The organism is Kribbella sp. NPDC056861 (assembly GCF_040687575.1).
Taxonomy (GTDB): domain Bacteria; phylum Actinomycetota; class Actinomycetes; order Propionibacteriales; family Kribbellaceae; genus Kribbella.
The window spans coordinates 269,230-288,947 of sequence record NZ_JBFBNQ010000002.1 but is presented as its reverse complement, the minus strand read 5'-3'; the positions used below and the strand labels follow the sequence as shown (position 1 = coordinate 288,947).

Here is a 19,718-nt window from a genome sequence, read left to right as displayed (position 1 = left end):
CAGGCATTCTGCCCGAGGGGTAGGTTTTCTGGTCATGGACGAGATCGCGGTCGACGAAGCGCTGGTGCGGGGGATGCTGCGGGAGCAGCATCCGGATCTCGCTGAGCTGGCGATCCGCGAGGTGGTCGGCGGGTGGGACAACCAGATGTGGCGGCTGGGGTCGGAGTACGCAGTACGGATTCCGCGGACTCCGCGAGCGCCTTCGCTGCTGGAGAAGGAGTTGCGGTGGTTGCCGCTGCTGGCTGACCGGCTGCCGTTGCCGACTCCTGTGCCGTTGCGCGCCGGTCACGCGTCGGGGTTGTTTCCCAAGCCGTGGCATGTTGTCAGGTGGGTTGAGGGGGAGCCGGCGGATCGATCGCCGATCGAGCGGGTCGAGTCGGCTGAGGTGCTTGCTGGGTTTCTCAAGGCGCTGCATGTCGCGGCGCCTGCGGATGCGCCTGTGAGTCCGGAGCGCAGTGTTGGGTTGAGCGAGTTGGTTGATGGTTTTGAGCACGGACTGCGCGAGTTCGGTGATCATGGGGAACCTGCCGTTGCTGGTGCGGTTCGTGCGGTCTGGGATGCGGGTGTCGCTGCGCCGGGTTGGGAGGGGCCGCTGGTCTGGTTGCACACGGATCTGCATCCGGCGAATGTGCTGGTCACGGGTGGTTCGTTGTCCGGGGTGATCGACTTCGGCGACCTGTGCGCGGGCGATCCGGCGACGGATCTCGCCGCGGCGTGGTTGCTGTTGCCGGAGGGTGCGGCCGGGCGGTTCTTCGAGTCGTATGGCGCTGTGGACGACGCGATGATGCGGCGCGCGCTTGCCTGGGCGGCGTACCGGGCGCTGGGGTTGATCAGCATCGGGCTGGCCGGCGACCGAGGGCGGCGTGGCGGTAAGCCGACCTGGGGTCCGGCGGGCCGGGCAGCGCTGACGCGGGTGCTCGCTCATGCGGCTCACTGATCGTCAGCGCGGCCTGCTGGCGCGGTTGGCCGAGGCGGCGATCGCGGAGGGTGGTCAGTACTTCGATCCGGTGGCTTTCGTGGAACGCGTCCTCACCGAGGACCGCCCTGACTGGGGTGCCCGCATCGATCGCGCGTTGGAAGTTGTCGATGGTGAAATTGGTCTGGACGGGGTGCTGGCAGATGTCGATGGGGCTTGGCTCCTTCGCCTTCTGATGCAGGGGTACTACGCCTCACCGTCAACCTGGCCCTCGGTCGGCTGGCGGCCCGACGCGGCGGGTGGATGGGAGACGGTCGAGACCGCACTGGCATTGACCCCACGAGAAGCGCTGGCTGACAGCTACGACTGCGTGATCATCGGCTCCGGAGCCGGCGGCGGTACTGCGGCGCAAGTGCTGGCCGAGTCGGGGCGAACCGTGCTGGTCGTGGAGCTGGGCAACTATCCGTCAACCGCGTCGCTGGCAACCGACCACCTGCGCAATCCGCGTTCTGTGGTTGGCCTTCCGGCGCCGACCGACCCGGCTTCGAGTGGCCGACCGCGCGTGGTTTCCGGCGATGGCGAAGCGAGAGTCGTCCTGCCGCCGGACGGTGCCTGGGGCAACAACGCCTTCACGGTGGGCGGCGGGACTCGCGTCTACGGCGCGCAGGCCTGGCGATTTGTGCCGCTCGACTTCACGATGGCGAGCGCGTACGGAGTACCGGACGGGAGTGGGCTGGCCGACTGGCCGATCACGTACGCCGAGCTGGAGCCGTTCTACAGCTTGGCCGAGCAGCGGTTCGGGGTGAGTGGCGGCGGGGTGGATCCGTGGCATGAGCCGCGGTCGATTCCGTTGCCGATGCCACCATTACCCCGTACTGCGCCTACGCGGTTGCTGGCTGACGCCGCGGATCGCCTTGGCTGGGGGACCCTCGACGTACCGCTGCTGATCAACTCGGTCGAGTATCAGGGACGAGCGGGTTGCGTGCGGTGTGGGCAATGCGTCGGGTTCGCGTGCCCGGTGGACGCGAAGGCGGGGACCCACAACACAGCGCTGCCCGCCGCGCTGGCGACCGGGCTGTGCACACTCGTCACGGAAACCACGGCCTCCCGCTTAGTCACCGACGCTCGCGGTCGAGTCACCGGCGTCGAGTTGGTCGCGATGGACGGCGAACGCGTCTGGCGGCGTACCGTGAACTGCGGCGAAGTCGTGATCGCGGCCGGCGCCACCGAGACCCCACGCCTGCTGCTCAACAGCGCGCATCCCCTTGAACCACAGGGCATCGGCAACAATCACGACCAAGTCGGCCGCTATCTACAGGCCCACGTCTACGGCGGCGCCATCGGCCTCTTCCACAACGAGGTGGCCGACCTGATCGGCCCCGGCGTCTCCATCGCGACCTGCGATTTCCGGCACGGCAACGACGGCATCATCGGCGGCGGAATGCTCGCCAACGAGTTCGTACCGACCCCGGCCGCGACGTACGACTACCTGACAGCAGCCGGCCTGATCCCACGAGCAGGTGCCGCCAGCAACCAAGCCATGCGGCGCGAATCCCGCCGGATGCTACGCGTCGTCGGCCCGATCCAGGAGGTCACCTCCGCCGACTCCCGAGTCCGCCTCGACCCCGCGGTCACCGATCGCTTCGGCCTCCCGGTACTCCGCCTCGACGGTTCCATCCACCCCGAAGACCTGCGAGCCCAAGCTTTCCTGGGCGACAAGGCCCGTCAATGGCTCGAAGAAGCCGGCGCCCACCGGACCGTGGTCTCCAGGCTCGGTACGACGAATCGTCCTAGCGTCGGCCAACATCAAGCCGGCACCTGCCGGATGGGCGCGGACCCCGCCCACTCGGTCACGGATCCGTATGGCCGGCTTTGGTCGCACGACAATGTCTATGTCGCCGATGCTTCTCTGCACCCGACGAATGGCGGCGTCAACCCGGTCCTCACCGTTTTGGCGAACAGCCTGCGCATCGCCACCCGCATCTGCGAAGGCGGCTGATCGGTGGTCCGGGGTGTGGCGTGGGTCGTTCCGGAGTCGTTCGCGCGGGAGATCGCCTCGCGTGAAGGTCTGGCGGGTCTCGCGTGGATCGATGCCCTGCCGGACCTGATCGATCGCTTGCTGACCCAGTGGAGCCTGGTGCCGTCGGGTGCACCGATGCACGGCGCGGTCGGCATCGTCGTACCGGTACTTCGGGCCGATGGAGCTGCTGCCGTCTTGAAGGCCTCCTTCCCGCATCCCGGCAACCTCGCCGAACCGAAGGCGTTAGCCACGTGGGCAGGCCGTGGCGCGGTGCGTCTACTGGAGCACGACGCTCCGGCATTCGCGACGGTGCTGGAGAAGGCAGGCACGCACTCGTTGCGCGACGTGCCGGACCCCTTCGAACAAATGGCGATCGCAGGCGCCCTGAACCGCCGCCTGGCCGTGCCCGCCCCGGAGGGGTTCCCTTCACTGAAGGCTGTTGCCGACACCTGGGCAACGGAGATCGAGTCCAGGCAGCGGCGACTATCCGCCCCGCTGGCGGATCGACTCGTCGGGCGAGCTGTCGAGACCAGCCGCGAGCTGTCCCAACACCAGCCGAACTCATTGGTCCACGGCGACCTGAACTTCAGCAACGTCCTGAAAGCCGATCGAGAGCCCTGGCTGGCGATCGACCCGAAAGGCTGGGTCGGCGACCCCGCGTACGACGCCGTCAACCTGCTCCGCGACCGCTGGCACACGCTGACCGAACCGCTGGGCGACCTGCTGACTGCTTTCGCCGAGGCCGCTGAACTGGACCGGCACCAGGTGATCCGCTGGGTGCAAGCGTGCGCGGTCAAGGACACCCTCTGGAGCATCGAATTCGGCGAGTCATCTCTCCGAGCCGCCACCAACCGAGCCGTCGCCGACCTGGATTGAACCGTAGAGTCTGCTCGATGGAGTTCAGCGAGGTGATTCGCCGCCGACGGATGGTGCGAGAGTTCGCCGACCGACCGCTCGAGCCCGAACTCGTGGAGCGAATCCTGGCGAGTGCCCTCCGAGCCCCGTCAGCCGGCTTCGCACAAGGCTGGGGCTTCCTGGTTCTGACCGAACCGGAGGACCTGGCCAGATTCTGGCCGTTCGTCCCCAACCAGACCCGCCACACCCCGCGGATGCAGAACGCGCCACTGGTCGTCGTTCCGATGGCCCACAAGGCGAGCTATCTCGCCCGATACGCCGAGCCCGACAAGAGCTGGCAGGACCGCGCCGAGGCGAAATGGCCGGCGCCGTACTGGTACGTCGACACCGGAATGGCCACGTTGATGATGCTGCTCTCAGCCGTCGACGAGGGGCTGGGGGCGTTCCTCTTCTGGCTGATGCCCCAGGCCCGCGAAGGTCGCCCGGACTCCGAGATCCCAGCGCATATCGAGCGGTTCCGGACGGAGTTTGGCGTGCCTGAGGAGTATCAGCCGGTCGGTGCGATTGCTATTGGCTACCGCGCGGAGGATCTGCCGCCGCAGAAGGCCACGGTGGCAGACCGCAGGCGCCGACCCGAGGACGTCATCCACCGAGGCCAGTGGGGTCGCTGATCACTCCGCTGCCAGCTGTATCAAATTCGATACGCTGAGCAGGTGGAGGTTGCCGACTACGAGCGCGCGGAGATCGCGCAGGACATGCGATCAGCGGTGGCCGACGCCGGCCTGACGCAGGCGGCGTTCGCGCGATTGATCGGTACCTCGCGACCGCGGTTGTCCGCGTATATGAGCGGTCGGACGATCCCGTCGGCGGCGCTCTATCAGCGCGCTCTGCGGATTGCTCGAGGGCTGAAGAGCAGTCGCGCCCACGGCTGGATGACGCCGGATCGCACGATCGACCAGATCAACGCGGCCTTGGCCGACGGCGACGAGGACTGGGCCTTCAAGCTGGTGCTGCAGGCACGCGACCAACTGGCCTACCAGTTGCGTACCGACGACCCGACTGGTGATGCGTGGTTGCTGCGGAGTCGGGAGATCGCGGATCCGCGCTACGACACGTTGCTCGCAGTCCTGATAGGCCACGAGTTCGAGCAGCACGGCGGTCAGCGGGTTCCGCGGTGGACGGAGGGTCCTCGGCTGGCAGAGCCGTGGCTGCAGGCGAATGTTCGCCGAGGCGCTGACTGGACCAGGAAGCACACTCCGGAGTGGCTTGCTGCTCGGGGGATTTTCATCTCTGACCATGACCTGACGACGGCATAGAACGCTAGGCGTGCAAAGCAGGACCGACGAACTCGCGGTAGGCGCCAGCGGTGACAGCGGCAACCAGAGAGACGGGTGGGTGGGAGCTCGCGACCGAAGCACGCGACGAAGGAGCGCGCGTAGGTGCGGGCGCGGGGCAACCACGCGCTAGGCGTGCAAAGCAGGCTCGACAAACTCGCGGTAGGCGCCAGCGGTGACAGCCGCAACTTGAGAGACGGGTGGGTGGGAGCAAGCGACCGAAGCACGCGACGGAGGAGCGCGCGTAGGGAAGCGGAGCGCGGGGCAACTAGGCGGGGATCAGCGCAGCGTGTTTGCCGGTGGTGAGTGATTGGCCTCGGTCGATCATCTGCTCGGCCAGGCGGTCCACCGCAGCTGAGAAGGCAGGCGCGTTCTCGGGATCCCAATCGTCAAGGTGAGAAAGGATCCACACCCGGTAGGCACCAACAAAACGCTGGAACATCTCCAACCCAGTAGGCGTAAACCGATAGTGCCCAAGCGTCTCAGACAGATACCCATCAGCAACCAACCGCGCGGCGAGCGGCTCGAAGACCCCCGGCGGCACCTTCAGATCACCGGAGATCTCCTGCAAAGTAGCGGAGCCGTTCTCGGCACCCCCGCGGAAGACCCGCATGATCATCCAAGCCTGAGCAATCGACAGCGGGATCCCCGACTGAGCCAGCACCTCGGGCCCCGGATTCCCCTTGTGGTTCTGGATGACCAGCGAGATCAGCTTCTGCAACTCATGTTCGGAGTCAAACGAAGCCGGCGCCGCGAAGCTGTCGCCAACCCCCGAGTTACCACCCGCCGCCACCCGGGCAGTGTCGCGAAGCGGCACCTCCTTCAACAGCAAAGCAACCAGCAACCCAATCACAGCAACCGGTACTGCGGCCAAAAACACCACATGCAAAGCATCCGCGTACGCCGCCGTGATCGGCTCACGCACACCAGCAGGCAAAGACCGCACACCCTCAACAGACGTAGCCAGCCGCGGATCCACCCCAGCAGGCACCGCACCAGCCAACTTCTCAGGCAACGTCGACGCATAGAACGACCCAAAAACCGCCACCCCGAACGAACTCCCCATCGTCCGCAAGAAGCTCACCCCCGACGTGGCGACCCCAAGATCCGCATAGTCCACCGTGCTCTGCACCACGACCGTCGGCACCGGCATGCAAAGCCCGACCCCAAGACCGAGCACCACCATGAACCCCGCAGTCATCACGTACGACGTCTGATTCGTCATCAGCGACAGCAGATACAACCCAGCCGCGATCATCAGCGATCCGACGATCGGGAACAGCCGGTACCGCCCGGTCTTGCTGATGATCGTCCCGACCGTGATCGACGCGACCAGCAGCCCCATCACCAGCGGCAGCATCTGCAGCTCCGACTCAGTAGCAGAAGCACCGTGCACGAACTGCAGATAAGTCGGCAGGAAGGTCACCCCGCCCAGCATCGCGAACCCGATCACGAAGCTCAGCAACGCGCACACCGAGAACACCCCGGACTTGAACAACCGCATCGGCAGCAACGGCTCGGCCGCCCGCTGCTCGACCAGCACGAAGAGCCCGAGCCCGATCAGCGATCCGACCGCCATCACGATGATCGTCGGCGAGGTCCAGCCGTACTCGTTGCCGCCCCAGGTCGTCACCAGCGTCAGCCCGGTCGCGGACAGCCCGATCAGCAGGATGCCGAGATAGTCGATCGCCGGTTTCACCGCAGCCTTCACCGACGGCAGCGTGAAGCCTGCCACCACCAGCACCACGATGCCGAGCGGGATGTTCACGTAGAACGCCCACCGCCAGCTCAGCTGGTCGACGAACAGCCCGCCGAGCAGCGGTCCGGCGACGGTCGAGACGCCGAAGACCGAGCCGATGAAGCCCTGGTACTTACCCCGCTCGCTCAGCGGTACGACGTCCGCGATCACCGCCGTCGCGGTCACCATCAGCCCGCCGGCGCCGAGGCCCTGCACCGCCCGCGACCCGACCAGCCAGAGCATCGAGTCGGCCATTCCGCAGAGCGCGGACCCGGCCAGGAACAGCACGACGCTGATCAGGAACATCCGCTTGCGCCCGTACAAATCGCCGAACTTACCGACCAGTGCGGTCATGATCGTCTCGGCCAGCAGGTACGCCGTCACCACCCAGGACAGGTGGTTCGCGCCGCCGAGGTCGCTGACGATGGTCGGCAGCGCGGTCGCCACGATGGTCTGGTCGAGCGCCGCGAGCAGCATCCCGAGCATGATCGCGACCACCACCGCGTTCTGGGTGGCTTTTCCGACGGGACGGGCCTCGGTCTCCATGAGCTGAATGTAGCGACTCAAGCACGGAGCGCTACCACGGAATCACCGCGATCCGGTCTCAGATCTCCCGGCCCGTACGATGGTGACGTGCCATCGACACTGCCCGAGGGGGAGGTTGCGCCCCGGGACGGGTCGCTGCCGGAGTCCGCTGTCCGCGAGGCGGCCAGCCGTCCGTTCGGGTTCTACCTGCACGTCCCGTTCTGCGCCGCGCGCTGCGGGTACTGCGACTTCAACACCTACACCGCCAAGGAGCTCGGCGGCGGCGGTTCACAGGCCTCGTACGCCGAAACCGCGGTGGCCGAGGTCCGGCTGGCCCGCCAGGTGCTGGGCGACCTGGACCGGCCGGTGGACACGATCTTCTTCGGCGGCGGTACGCCGACCCTGCTGCCGGCCGCGGATCTCGGCAAGATGCTGGCCGCGGTGCGCGACGAGTTCGGCCTGGCCCCCGGCGCCGAGGTGACCACGGAGGCGAATCCGGAGTCGGTCGACCCGGAGTACCTGGCCGCGATCCGCGAGGCGGGATTCAATCGCGTGTCGTTCGGGATGCAGAGCGCGACGCCGCACGTCCTGCAGATCCTGGACCGCAAGCACACGCCCGGACGAGCCCTGGAAGCGGTCAAGGAGGCAACCGCTGCCGGTTTCGAGCACGTCAATCTCGACCTGATCTACGGCACCCCCGGCGAATCGCTGGAGGACTGGCGCACGTCACTGGAGTCGGCGCTCTCCGCCGAGCCCGACCACGTCAGCGCCTACGCCCTGATCGTCGAGGATGGCACCCAACTCGCCCGCCGCGTACGCCGCGGCGAACTGCCGATGCCGGACGACGACGACCTGGCCGACAAGTACGTCCTGGCCGACGAACTGCTGACCAGCGCCGGCCTTGGCTGGTACGAGGTCTCCAACTGGGCCCGTACGCCGGAAGCCCGCTGCCGCCACAACGAGCTCTACTGGCGCGGCGACACCTGGTGGGGGATCGGCCCCGGCGCGCACAGTCACGTCGGCGGCGTCCGCTGGTGGAACGTCAAGCACCCCACCGCGTACGCCGAACGGCTCGCCGCGGGCGCCAGTCCGGCGTACGCGCGGGAGATCCTGGACGCCGAGACGCGCCGGGTCGAGCGGGTGCTGCTGGAGATCCGGCTGGCCGCCGGGCTGCCGCTCGACGTCCTGGACGAGGCCGGGAAAAAGGCGGCGATCGATGCGATCGGCAACGATCTGCTGACCGAGACCCAGGGCAGCCTGGTGCTCACTCCGCGTGGTCGGCTGCTGGCCGACGCCGTGGTCCGCGACTTGTTGCCCTGACGGCCCGGTCTCAGGAAAAAGCCAGGAAAAACAGCGATCCGTCACCGGCGTGCTTCACTCGGTGACATTACCTGCTGGTATGTACTGACCAAGTCGGTCCGGTGTCTCAGAGTGATGCTGTGGTGCTTGACACACTCAGTTGAAACGCTCGAAACTCAAGCAACTTTCACAACCGAGAGCGCTCTCAACCCGTCCTCTGTATCAGGGAGCATTTCCCATGCGGCCCAGTGCCCGCCAACGCAGTGCCGTCCTGGCCCTCGCCTGCAGCCTCACTCTGCTCGCGACCGCCTGCGGTGGCAGTGACCAGCAGTCCTCCTCGGGGTCCGGCTCGGACGCCGACGGCCCGAGGATCGAGCTGACCATCGCGACGTTCAACGAGTTCGGCTACGACGACCTGTACCGCGAGTACGAGTCCGAGCACCCGAACATCAAGATCACGCCGCGGAAGGCCAAGACGGTCGACGAGCACATCAAGAACCTCGACACGAACCTGGCGGCCGGTTCCGGGCTGGCCGACATCGAGGCGATGGAGGTCAGCTGGATCTACAACTACCTGGCCAAGGCCGACAAGTTCGTCGACCTGCGTGACTTCGGCGCCAACGACCTGACCGGCCGCTGGCTGGACTGGAAGGTGGCCGGCGCGACCACCTCCGAGGGCAAGATCATCGGCTACGGCACCGACATCGGCCCGGAGGCGATCTGCTACCGCAAGGACCTGTTCGCCACGGCCGGCCTGCCGACCGACCGGGCCAAGGTCGCCGCGATGTTCCCGGACTGGGCGTCGTACTTCGCCACCGGCCGCAAGTTCAAGGCGAAGGTGCCGAACTCGGCCTGGTACGACTCGTCCGTGCTGACCTGGGAAGCGATGCGCAACCAGCTGATCCAGGCCTACTACTCCAACAACGACCGGTACCTCGGCGACGAGAACCAGCTGCTGAAGACCACCTGGGACCAGATCATCGACGGGTACGACGACGGGCTGTCGGCGAAGCTGCCGGCCTGGAGCGACCCGTGGACCAAGGCGTTCAAGACCGACGCGTTCGCGACCATCGCCTGCCCGGGCTGGCTGCTCGGCGTGATCCAGGACAACGCGGGCAGCTACGGCAAGGGCAAGTGGGACGTCGCCGACGTGTTCCCGGGCGGCGGCGGCAACTGGGGCGGCTCGTACCTGACCATCCCGGTGCAGTCGACCCAGCCGGCCGAGGCCGCCAAGCTGGCCGCCTGGCTGACCGCGCCGGAGCAGCAGATCAAGGTGTTCAAGAAGGTCGGTTCGTTCCCCTCCACCATCGACGCGTACGACGCGCCGCAGGTGAAGAGCCAGGTGAACCAGTACTTCAACAACGCGCCGGTCGGCAAGATCTTCATCGAGCGGGCCAAGAACGTGATCCTCAAACAGCACAAGGGTCCCCGCGACGGCGAGATCAACCACGTCTTCACGGTGGCGCTGGAGCGCGTCGACGCGGGCAAGCAGAAACCGGACGCCGCCTGGAAACAGGCCCTGCGGGAAGCCGACAAGGCAGCCAACATCCGCAAGGGCGGCTAGTACCCGCGAGCCCGCCGCCACGGGCACTCCTGGCGCGTACGGCGGTGTTTCCGGCGCACGGCCCCGATTGGTACTACGGTGGCAAGGTTCATAACCAGCCGGGGAGGTCCGTGTCGGATGCAGGGTCAGGGCAGTGGATCTCCCACGCTGGAGCAGGTTGCTGCGCTGGCAGGGGTTTCCCGCGCGACGGTCTCCCGGGTGGTGAACGGATCGCCCAAGGTGCTGCCGGAGACGGTGGCAGCGGTCGAGCGCGCGATCGGGGTGCTCGGCTACGTGCCCAACCGGGCTGCCCGCGCGCTGGTGACGCGCCGGACCGACTCGGTCGCACTGGTGGTGCCGGAGCCGGACAGCCGGGTGTTCTCCGACCCGTTCTTCGCCGGGATCCTGCGTGGGATCAGCATGACGCTCGCGCCGACCTCGTCGCAGCTGGTGCTGCTGATCGAGCCCGCGGAGGGTGACGACCAGCGGTTGCTGCGCTACCTGCGCGGCGGGCACGTGGACGGCGCGATCATCGTCAGCCACCACGGGCGCGACAACGTGCTGCAGGAACTGGCCCAGCTGCCGCTGCCGATCGTGTTCAGCGCGCGGCCGCTCGGCGTCGAGGTACCGGTCGCCAGTGTGGACGTGGACAACGTCGCCGGCGCGCGGACAGCGGTCGAGTACCTGCTGTCCATCGGGCGGCGCAAGCTCGGCACGGTCGCCGGACCGCTCGACATGACCGCGGGGCTGGACCGGCTCACCGGCTATCAGGAGGCCGTCAAGGCGGCCGGGATCGCCGAGGCGGTCGCGTACGGCGACTTCACCCCGGACGGCGGGGAGCAGGCCACTGTGCGGCTGCTGGACCTGCACCCGGAGCTGGACGGGATCTTCGTCGCCAACGACCTGATGGCGACGGCGACGCTGCGGGTGTTGTCGCAGCGTGGCAAGCGGGTGCCGGAGGACGTCGCGGTGGTTGGGTTCGACGACTCGGTGGTGGCGACGACGACCACGCCCAAGCTGACGACCGTGCGGCAGCCGGTCGAGAAGCTGGGGACGCGGTTGGCTGAGATCTTGCTGGCCAAGCTCGCGGGCGCCGATCTGACGAGCCCAGAAATCTTCGACACCGAGCTGATCGTTCGGGGATCCGCCTAGGGCGGGTCGTTCTGGAACTGGAACTGCACCCGGATCGAGCCGTCGAGTGGCAGCACCAGAGTCGTGTTCGACGCGTTCCACTCCTGCGGGACCAGGAACAGCCTGTTCTGCCCGACCACCAGGAGCCGCAGCCCGCGGTACCTGTAGTTGAAGGTCTGACCGGTCCCCGTCCGCAGCGCGGTCTCCTCGATCCCGGGTGAGCGCAGTTGCAGGCGTTCCTTGGTGTCGAGGATGACCACCGGGAACTGCCGCAGGTTCTCCGCGTCCGACTTGGCCAGCCCGCGACCGGAGTACTGCGCCGTGGTGGCCGTCGCCCAGAACGCGCAGGTCGTGGTGACGGCCGCAAGCAACCCGATCAGCACGTACTGCGGAGTGAGGCCGGCCGCCTTGCGATCGAAGTACGAGAGGTAGGCCAGGGCCGCCGCGGCCAGGCCGATCACGAACGGGACGATCAGCGCGTAGTACGGGACGTGGCGGAGCAGGGGATAGCCGATCAGCCCGACGATGCCGAGCAGTAGCAGCGCGACGGCGCCGATCTTGGCGCGGCGAATCGCCAGGACGGTCGGCTGGATCGCGTTGTGCAGCAGGAGTCCGGCGACCGCGAGCAGTGTCATCACGAGCAACGGGACGAGCAGCGGTTGCGGGCTGCGCATCACGTAGTCCTGGGTGTCCAGGCCGATCGTGTCGACGTCGACCCCGAAGTACTCGTACTGCGCGCGGGCCGAGACGTAGCCGAAGTAGAACAGCAAGCCGCTGATCAGGGTCACCGGCGCCACGATGCGGGCGGCGAAACTGATCCAGCGCTCGGCCTGGTTCTGCTCGTCAGCCACTCGGCGGGCCCGGTGCGAACGAGATCTGACTCCCCGGCACGTTGCCCGGCAACGCCTTGCAGTCGGCCTCGGTCGCGCACTCCGCGGAGACCGACAGGATCAGCGCGACCGGGTCGCCGGCGGTGAGTTGTTTCGCCCCGACGTAGCAGGGCTGGAAGCTGCCGGCCTGCCACTCGATGTCGCCGGTGCACAAGGGCGTCTTGTCACCGCAGGCGGTCTGGTCCAGTTCGAAGACGCCGCCTGGTTCGAGGTGCGGGGAGCCGACCTTGATCGAGGTGCCGTCCGGGATCGGGTTCTTGCCGAGCCAGTTCACCTCGGCGCACTGGTAGCCGGGCTGGGTGGTCTCGACGTTGCCGCCGATCGGCGCGGAGGCGATCTCGATCGACGGCTTCTGCTGGGTCGGCTGGCTGCTCTCCGGATCGGTCGGCTCGAGCGGTGGCTCGCTGGTCGGCGTCGGCTCCGTGGGTGTGGTCTCGGTCGGCACCAGCGTGACCGGATCGTCTCCGGCCGAATCGTTGCCAGCACAGCCGAACAACAGCATCGACACCACGATCGCGACCATCGGACGCCACTGGGCCATGGCTTCCACCCCCGCAATCAGGATGGCGGTATCCGCAATCGGCGACAACAGTTCGGGTGTCTCGCTCTGGGAAAGTTCGCCACCTCCTGGTATTTCTACCAACAGACAAGGGGGGATCCATGTCCGATCATGAGATCCGGATCGCGTTGGTGCTCAACGGCGGGGTGAGCCTGGCGGTCTGGATGGGTGGAGTCACGCACGAGCTGGACCTGATCCGGCGGGCGTCCGGGGCCGCCTCGGCGCCGAAGGCTCAGTCCTACGACGAAGAGCTCGCGGCCCGGTGGCGAGCGCTGTGCCGTCGAGGGGGTGAACGCAGGCGGGTGGTGGTCGACGTGATCGCCGGGACCAGTGCGGGCGGGCTGAACGGATCGTTGCTGGCGACAGCGATCGCCAACGGGTCGACGCTCGATCCGGACAGCGACAGCGACAGCAACGGTGACGGCGACAGCGATGGTGACGGCGGACCGTGGTTGCGGCAGCGATGGGTCGGCCTCGGATCGCTGGAGGTCGGCAAGCTGGTGCCGGCCGTCGGTGTGCCCTCGACCTCGGTGCTGGACGGCAAGTACTTCCTCAAGGAGCTGAAGAATCTGCTCGACGGGGTCGCGAAGGCGGGTAAGCCGTCGGCGGCCGAGCCGGTCACGTTGTTCGTCACCGCGTCGGGGCTCGGGGTGCAGCAGTTCGAGGCGAAGGACGCGGCGGGGCAGCGGTTCGCCGTACCGGATCATCGGTATCTGTTCTGCTTCACCAGCGAGAAGGCGGCCGTCTACGACGGGAAGCAGCGGGAGTTCTCGGTCAGCGCGAAGAACGGGCTGCGGGACACCGGACTGCTTGCCCGGGCGGCGCGCGCGTCGGCGTCGTTCCCGGCGGCGTTCGGCCCGGTGCTGGAGACGCCGAACATGGCGGCGTCGCCACCACGCGTCCAGCCCACGCAGGCGGAGTCCGGGACGTGGCTGGTGGATGGCGGTGTGCTCGACAACGCGCCGTTCGGGCCGGTTCTTGATGTGGTCGCCCGGCGCCCGGTCACGGGACGAGCCAGCCGCTACGTCCTGTACGTCGTACCGTCGGCCGGCATCGGCACTGCGGCCGAGACCCGGTTGGCCGATGCGACCGAGCCGGGCTGGCGAGTGGCCGCGATGTCGGCGGTGCAGTTCCCGCGGGAGGTGGATTTCCGCTCCGACGTGGAGCAGCTCGAGCGGTTGCTGCTGGAGGCGGACGCGTCCTGGTCCGACTCGCAGCGACTCTTTGATCGTTGCGTTGGGCAACAAGATGAGCGGTTGCGGCTGAAGCAGGCGGCCGGGCTGCTGCAACCGGCGTACGCGCGCGGGCGCGCGGCCGGTGGGGTGTGGGAGGCCGTCACGATCGCGACGCACGACCAGTCGACGGTGCTCGATGCGGCCACCGCGTTGTCGGAGGCGGAGATCGACGAGATCCTCGACACCGAGCACCCGTGGGTGCCTGAGCCGGATGGATCGATCGCGCCGCTGACCAGCGACAAGGCCGGGGATCCCTGCTGGGCTTGGGGGACGGGCGCCGCGGAGCGCGTAGTACGGCTGGTACTGCGGTCGCTGCGGACCCAGATCGACAAGGCGCCGCGGGAGCTGCGGGCCGATCTGGAGCGGCGGTTGAAGGCGACGAGCGACAGCCTGCTGAGGGTCCAGGCGGTGCGGGACGCGTTGTCCGAAGAGCTGGCCGAGGCGGATCTGGATCTTCAGCCTGCCGGGGGAGCGGAGGCCGTCGCGGTCGCGTTGAACGACATCTTCGAGGCGCTGCGGGTGCAGCGGGCTCTGGGTGACGAGTTCGCGGCGCTGATCGAGGTGGTCGGCGCGGAGGTGGTGGAGACCGCGCTGGAGGTGGAGATCGTCTCGCGCTGCACGTCGGCGCGGACGCCGCAGCAGCGCAGCGCGCCGTTCCAGTTCCTGCGGCTCGGACCGGACATCCCGCTCCGGCTGCTGGACGAACTGCCGGAAGGCTCGATCGCGAACGATCTGAAGGAGCGGATCCTCTACGGCTCGCAGGTTGGTCACTTCGGGGCCTTCGGGGCGGCGGACTGGCGGCGCTGGGACTGGCTGATGGGCCGGCTGCACTGCGTCGCGCATCTCGGCGCGATGCTCGGCGCCGACCCGGCCTGGATCCGCGAGACGCAGCAACTCGTGCTGGAGTCGGAGGAGTGGAAGCTGGACAAGGTCGCCGAGCGGGTGCAGCGGCTGGCCGAGGACTTCCCGGTCGATGCCGGGCTGGCGGCGCTGACGACGATGCGGGACGAGCTGAACACGAGCCGCGAGGGGATCGCGACGACCAAGGGGCTGGCCGACCGGATGGTCGATGTGTCGGGTGGGCTGAACCCGGCGGTCGGCGACTGGGTGAAGGCGATGGCGGGGCGGAAGAACAAGCCCGAGACCTGGTTGCTGCAGGTTGCGCGGTGGTTCACCGAACCGGCGCGGCACAGCTTGTGGCATCGGCTGGTGAAGAACGCCGAGCTGATCCCGGCTCAGCGGCCGTTGATCTTCCAGCGCTGGCTGCCGCCGGCGCTGCTGGGCGCCGCGGCGCTGTTGCTGGTGGTGGCCGGGGTGGTCGACCTGGCCGCAGTACGTATCGTCGCTGCGTTGCTCGCCGGAGTGGTGCTGACCGCCGGGGTGGCCGCCTTTGTCGGATCGTTGTTCATTCGCCGGGTCCGGCGGCGGATCCGCGGCTGGATCGAGGAGCGGGTGCCGGCGATCAGTCCTGGGTCACGAAATCGATGAGCTCCTCGACCCGGCCGAGCAGTTCGGGCTCCAGGTCGGCGTAGCTGCGCACCTTGGACTGGATGTGCTTCCAGGCGGCGGCGACGTCGGCCTGGTCGGTGGCCGGCCAGCCGAACGACTCCAGCACGCCTTTCTTCCAGTCCTGCCCGCGCGGGATCTTCGGCCAGGCGGCGATCCCGACCGAGGACGGCTTGATCGCCTCCCAGATGTCGATGTACGGGTGGCCGACGACGAGCACGTCCCGGTTGCTGATCTCGGCGGCGATCCTGGACTCCTTGGAGCCCTCGACCAGGTGGTCGACCAGGACGCCCAGCCGCCGGCCGGGACCGGGCCGGAACCGGCTGACGATCGCCGGTAGGTCGTCGATGCCCTCCATGTACTCGACCACGACGCTCTCGATCCGCAGGTCGTCACCCCAGACCCGCTCGACCAGCTCGGCGTCGTGCCGGCCCTCGACGTAGATCCGGCTGGCCCGCGCGACCTTGGCCCGCACGTTCGACACCGCGACCGACCCGGAGGCGGTGTGGGTCTTCTTGGCCGGCCCGGCCTTCTTCGGCGCGATCAGGTTGACGGGCTTGCCGTCCACCCAGAACCCCGGCCCGAGCGGATACGTCTTGATCTTGCCGTGCCGGTCCTCGAGATCGACCACGCCGTGCTCCCACCGCACGACGGCGCCGACGTACCCCGAGCTGGGCTCCTCGACCACGAGCCCCTTCTCGATCACCAGATCGACGGTCCGCCCGTTCTTGGGCTTGCGCCAGTCCTCCGACAACACGTCACGTCCATACCGATCAGCCACCCGCCAAACCTAACCCGTTCAGGTACCAATCGCGGGTTGAACTGCGGGCTGGTTTGCCGCTGGAGGTTCGGTGGATGGTGCCTGGGCGGGCGAGCAGGACGTGGTGGACGTGGAGGTCGTGGTGGCGGGTGACGGCGGCGCGGATGGTGTCGGTGGGGTCGTCGGGGGTGGTGTGCTCGACGATGACGATCAGGTGTTCGGAGTCGGGGGAGGGGACCGAGAAGACGGCGACCCGGTTGGGGCGCAGGGCCGGGTGGGACTCGTGGATGGTGGCTTCGATGTCCTGCGGGTGGTGGTTGCGGCCGTCGACGATGATCAGGTCCTTCAGGCGGCCGGTGACGTAGAGCTCGCCGTCGTACAGGGCGCCGAGGTCGCCGGTGCGGAGCCAGGGGCCGGAGCCGTCGGTGAGGGTGGCGGCGAAGACCTCGCTGGTGCGGGCGGGGTCGGACCAGTAGCCGCGCGTGACGTTGGGGCCGGCGATGCAGATCTCGCCGATGTGGCCTGGGGGTAGTGGGGTGCCGGTGGGGTCGGCGATGACTACGTGCTGGCCGCGGGGTGGGCCACAGGAGACCAGCTCGGTGGTCGGGCCGGTGGGCGGGCGCAGTACGCCGGTGGTGAGGGCTTGGCGGTCGAAGGGGGTGATGGTCGGTTCGGTGTCGATGATCGCGCTGGCGACGAAGACCACCGCCTCAGCCAGCCCGTACGCCGGTACGTGGCTGGCCGGGTCGAGTCCGCACCCGCGGAACGCCTCCGTGAAGGCGGTGATGGTGGCTGGGCGGATCGGCTCGGCGCCGTTGAGGAACGCCTTGAAGCGGCTCAGGTCCAGACCGTTGCGCTTAGGGATTCGCTGGACGCAGTAGTCGTAGGCGAAGTTGGGTCCCGCGGTGTAGACATCGAGCGACTCGTCGGCCAACTGGAACCAGCGCGCCGGGCGCATCAGGAACGCGACCGGATCGGTGAATGCCGACCGGTCCCCGTGCAGGATCGGTACGCCGAGAGTGAGGATCAGGCCCATGTCGTGGAACAACGGCAGCCAGCTGACCGTCATCGAGCGGCCTGGCTGGAAGGCGAATGCCTCGATCAGCTGACTCACGTTGGCGATCAGGTTGCGGTGCGAGACCATCACGCCGGCAGGTGAGCCGGTGGAGCCCGAGGTGTACTGCAGATAGGCGAGGTCGTCCGGATCGATGGGTTCCAGTTGCCAGTCGGTCGGTGCCAGTTGGTCGATCGCGATCACCGGACAGGCGATTCCCTCGACGGCTGCCGTGGTCGCGAGGGCACAGGTGGGTGCGCTGTCGGCCAGGACGCTGTCGAGTCGGGCGCGGTGGCCGGGCAGGTCGGGCGCGAACAACGGGACGGCGATCGTGCGGGCGTAGCAGGAGCCGAGGACGGCGACCAGGTAGTCGAGCCCCTGGGGAGCGAGGATCGCGACGCGGTCGCCTGGCTCGGCGTACTCGCGGATCGCGGCCGCGGTCGTGCGGGCGCGGGCGTCGACCTGTCCCCAGGTGAGCGTGGCCCGGGTGTCGGCCTGGTGGTCCACGTAGGTGTACGCCGGCTGGTCCGGCTTCTCCTGAGCCCAGCGGGTGACCAGGTCGACGATCGTGGTCACTGTGCAGGCCAGGGCGGAACCGGTACGTCGGTGACGCGGCCGGCCGGTGCGACGATCGGGTGGCCGAGGACTTCGAGCCTGGCGAGTTGGGTGTGGAAGGCGAGCGCGTCGGCGGTCAGTTCGAAGAAGAGTTGGTGGCCGTCCAGGGTGGCCCGGCTGATCGTCGTACTGAGGGCTTCGGGTTGTTTGAGGTTTGCCGCCCAGTACTCGGCGCTGAACGGGGTCGCGTCGGTCGCTGTCGCTGAGTAGAACGGGAGCCGTGGTACGCCGGGGGCTAGGTCTGCCAGGGTGGTGGTGAGTTGATCTGGGGTTCGCGCCTGGGCGGCGATCACGCGTGCGCCGTCGGTGGCAGTCAGGGCGCCGGCGAGGACGGCGGCTGCGACCTCGCCTGATCCGTCGGCCACGATCGCTGCGGGGATCACGCCGCACTGCTGCCAGGACAGGGCGAGGGCCAGCTGGACGGCGAAGGCGATCGGGAGCTCGTCGCCAGGCGGCACGGTTCCGGTCAGGACCGCGTCGCGCAGTGAGACGTTGGCTGCCCAGGTCATCAAGGGGGCCAGCTCGGCGATGGTGGTCGCGAAGCCGGGCACGCTCTCGGCGAGCTCCCACAATCCGCTCGGCTCGGCGCCAGCCGACCCGTCGGCCGGGCCGGCGACCTGCCCAGCGGCCGCACCAGCGAACTCGCCGGTGAAGACCCAGCTGGGATGCAGCGGCTCGGGAGTCGCCAAGGCGCTGGTGACGTTGGCGTGTTCGTTGCCTTGGGCAAGTGCTGTCAGGGCGGCGGTGAGGTCGGCGCGTTCGCGGCCGACAACGGCGGCGCGTACCGGCCCGCGGCCGATCCGCCGGGCCAGGGTGTGGGCGACGTCCGCGGAGCTGGTGGCCGGTGTCGCGCGCAGATGGGCGGCGAGCTGGCCGGCGTACTCGCGGACCCGGTCGATCGAGACATCGGACAGCAACAGCCGGGTGGGGCCGGCCGACGGGGTGCGCTCGGCGGGACGGATCCGGCGTACGACGGCTTCGGGGACTGCGATGGTCTCGCCGACGGGGAAGGGAACGAGTTCGCGAGTCATCCCGCGATCGGCGGTCAGGACCGCCTCGACGAAATCTCCGTCGGCGGTATCGGTCTCCGGATCGGTGCACAGGGCAAGCACTTGGTCGAGGTCGCGCGCGGCGTCCGCCAGGCGTTTGAAGACCACGACCTGGCAGCCCTGGTCGACCAGCGCGGGGAGGACGGCCAGAGCGAGGTCCGAGTCGCCTCGGTGGAGGCTGGCCATCGCCTGCGTGACCGGAGTACCGGTGGTCTCGACCGGGCCGCCCAGATGCAACAGCGGGGTCAGGGCGTCGGTGCCGAAGACGCCGGTGCGAGTGCCGGCCAAGGCGTTGGGCGAGATTCCGGCGTACTCGAGGGCTTCCCAGGCGACCTCCAGTACTGACCCGGTCGGGCGGGAGCTGAGGCCGATGACGGCGATCTCCTCGCCGGTCAGGAGGTCCGGCGGGGTGATCGGGATGCCGTCCGGCCAGGTGTCGCTGAGCAGGCCGCGAACCATCTGGTTGACGGTCGGGTAGCGCCAGATGCTGGCCGGCTCCAGCCGTCGGCCGAGCAGGTCCTCCAGTTCGGCAGTCGCCGCGACCGCGTCCCGGGAGGTGAGCCCGTACTGCTCGAGCAGCCGATCCGGGTCGACCTCCGCCTCGGGGAGCTCGCACGAGCGCGCGATCCGGTTGACCAGAAAGTTCCTGAGGTCCCGCTCAGCGATAGCCATGTCGCGACCGAAGATAG

At 68.3% G+C, this 19,718-nt stretch carries 15 protein-coding genes; 9 read left to right on the top strand and 6 right to left on the bottom strand.

From position 1 onward, the window contains the following. The first annotated feature begins 34 nt into the window (after positions 1 to 34). The 5 genes from AB0P21_RS08410 to AB0P21_RS08390 are packed head-to-tail and all read left to right on the top strand — an operon-like array spanning position 35 to position 5,107. Complete coding sequence (locus tag AB0P21_RS08410; RefSeq protein ID WP_363694863.1) at positions 35 to 937, top strand: aminoglycoside phosphotransferase family protein; 903 nt, start codon at positions 35 to 37, stop codon at positions 935 to 937. Next, a complete protein-coding gene (locus tag AB0P21_RS08405) occupies positions 924 to 2,915 on the top strand; it encodes a GMC family oxidoreductase (RefSeq protein WP_363694861.1) in 1,992 nt (663 codons plus the stop codon). The genes AB0P21_RS08410 and AB0P21_RS08405 overlap by 14 nt, the downstream gene beginning before the upstream one ends. A 15-nt stretch (positions 2,916 to 2,930) precedes the next feature. Further along, positions 2,931 to 3,812: an aminoglycoside phosphotransferase family protein gene (locus AB0P21_RS08400; RefSeq protein WP_363694860.1), complete on the top strand. Its 882-nt coding sequence runs from the start codon at positions 2,931 to 2,933 to the stop codon at positions 3,810 to 3,812. Positions 3,813 to 3,829: 17 nt separating this feature from the next. Then, complete coding sequence (locus AB0P21_RS08395; protein WP_363694858.1) at positions 3,830 to 4,462, top strand: nitroreductase family protein; 633 nt, start codon at positions 3,830 to 3,832, stop codon at positions 4,460 to 4,462. 42 nt (positions 4,463 to 4,504) lie between these two features. Continuing rightward, on the top strand, positions 4,505 to 5,107 hold the full coding sequence (locus AB0P21_RS08390) for a helix-turn-helix transcriptional regulator (protein ID WP_363694857.1): 603 nt from the start codon (positions 4,505 to 4,507) through the stop codon (positions 5,105 to 5,107). A 286-nt stretch (positions 5,108 to 5,393) separates the two neighbouring features. On the opposite strand, the gene AB0P21_RS08385 is transcribed toward AB0P21_RS08390, so the two are convergent. After that, the gene (locus AB0P21_RS08385; RefSeq protein ID WP_363694855.1) at positions 5,394 to 7,409 is read right to left on the bottom strand and encodes an MDR family MFS transporter; all 2,016 of its coding nucleotides are present in this window, start codon (positions 7,407 to 7,409) and stop codon (positions 5,394 to 5,396) included. A gap of 87 nt (positions 7,410 to 7,496) precedes the next feature. Between AB0P21_RS08385 and hemW the strand changes: the two genes are divergently transcribed. From hemW to AB0P21_RS08370, 3 genes are all read left to right on the top strand, one after another. Next, the gene (hemW, locus tag AB0P21_RS08380) at positions 7,497 to 8,708 is read left to right on the top strand and encodes a radical SAM family heme chaperone HemW (protein ID WP_363694853.1); all 1,212 of its coding nucleotides are present in this window, start codon (positions 7,497 to 7,499) and stop codon (positions 8,706 to 8,708) included. A gap of 217 nt (positions 8,709 to 8,925) precedes the next feature. Next, positions 8,926 to 10,251 carry an ABC transporter substrate-binding protein gene (locus tag AB0P21_RS08375; RefSeq protein ID WP_363694851.1) on the top strand — a complete coding sequence of 442 codons (1,326 nt, stop codon included), beginning with the start codon at positions 8,926 to 8,928 and terminating at the stop codon, positions 10,249 to 10,251. A gap of 117 nt (positions 10,252 to 10,368) precedes the next feature. Continuing rightward, on the top strand, positions 10,369 to 11,382 hold the full coding sequence (locus tag AB0P21_RS08370) for a LacI family DNA-binding transcriptional regulator (RefSeq protein WP_363694850.1): 1,014 nt from the start codon (positions 10,369 to 10,371) through the stop codon (positions 11,380 to 11,382). On the opposite strand, the gene AB0P21_RS08365 is transcribed toward AB0P21_RS08370, so the two are convergent. Together AB0P21_RS08365 and AB0P21_RS08360 are read right to left on the bottom strand one after the other, a co-directional pair. Then, positions 11,379 to 12,212 (bottom strand): hypothetical protein, encoded by an 834-nt coding sequence (locus AB0P21_RS08365; protein ID WP_363694849.1) that lies wholly within the window; start codon positions 12,210 to 12,212, stop codon positions 11,379 to 11,381. The two genes, AB0P21_RS08370 and AB0P21_RS08365, sit on opposite strands and share 4 nt — an antisense overlap. Continuing rightward, the gene (locus tag AB0P21_RS08360; RefSeq protein ID WP_363694847.1) at positions 12,205 to 12,792 is read right to left on the bottom strand and encodes a hypothetical protein; all 588 of its coding nucleotides are present in this window, start codon (positions 12,790 to 12,792) and stop codon (positions 12,205 to 12,207) included. Before AB0P21_RS08360 ends, AB0P21_RS08365 begins: the two co-directional genes overlap by 8 nt. A 119-nt stretch (positions 12,793 to 12,911) precedes the next feature. Between AB0P21_RS08360 and AB0P21_RS08355 the strand changes: the two genes are divergently transcribed. Then, entirely contained in the window at positions 12,912 to 15,533 is a 2,622-nt protein-coding gene (locus AB0P21_RS08355; RefSeq protein WP_363694846.1) for a DUF3376 domain-containing protein, read from the top strand. Here AB0P21_RS08355 and AB0P21_RS08350 read toward each other — a convergent pair. The 3 genes from AB0P21_RS08350 to AB0P21_RS08340 are packed head-to-tail and all read right to left on the bottom strand — an operon-like array spanning position 15,508 to position 19,701. Continuing rightward, positions 15,508 to 16,332 carry a DUF3097 domain-containing protein gene (locus tag AB0P21_RS08350; protein WP_363694844.1) on the bottom strand — a complete coding sequence of 275 codons (825 nt, stop codon included), beginning with the start codon at positions 16,330 to 16,332 and terminating at the stop codon, positions 15,508 to 15,510. The genes AB0P21_RS08355 and AB0P21_RS08350 overlap by 26 nt on opposite strands. Further along, complete coding sequence (locus AB0P21_RS08345; RefSeq protein WP_363694843.1) at positions 16,325 to 17,941, bottom strand: fatty acyl-AMP ligase; 1,617 nt, start codon at positions 17,939 to 17,941, stop codon at positions 16,325 to 16,327. Before AB0P21_RS08345 ends, AB0P21_RS08350 begins: the two co-directional genes overlap by 8 nt. Beyond that, positions 17,938 to 19,701 (bottom strand): acyltransferase domain-containing protein, encoded by a 1,764-nt coding sequence (locus tag AB0P21_RS08340; RefSeq protein ID WP_363694842.1) that lies wholly within the window; start codon positions 19,699 to 19,701, stop codon positions 17,938 to 17,940. Before AB0P21_RS08340 ends, AB0P21_RS08345 begins: the two co-directional genes overlap by 4 nt. Positions 19,702 to 19,718: the final 17 nt, after the last annotated feature.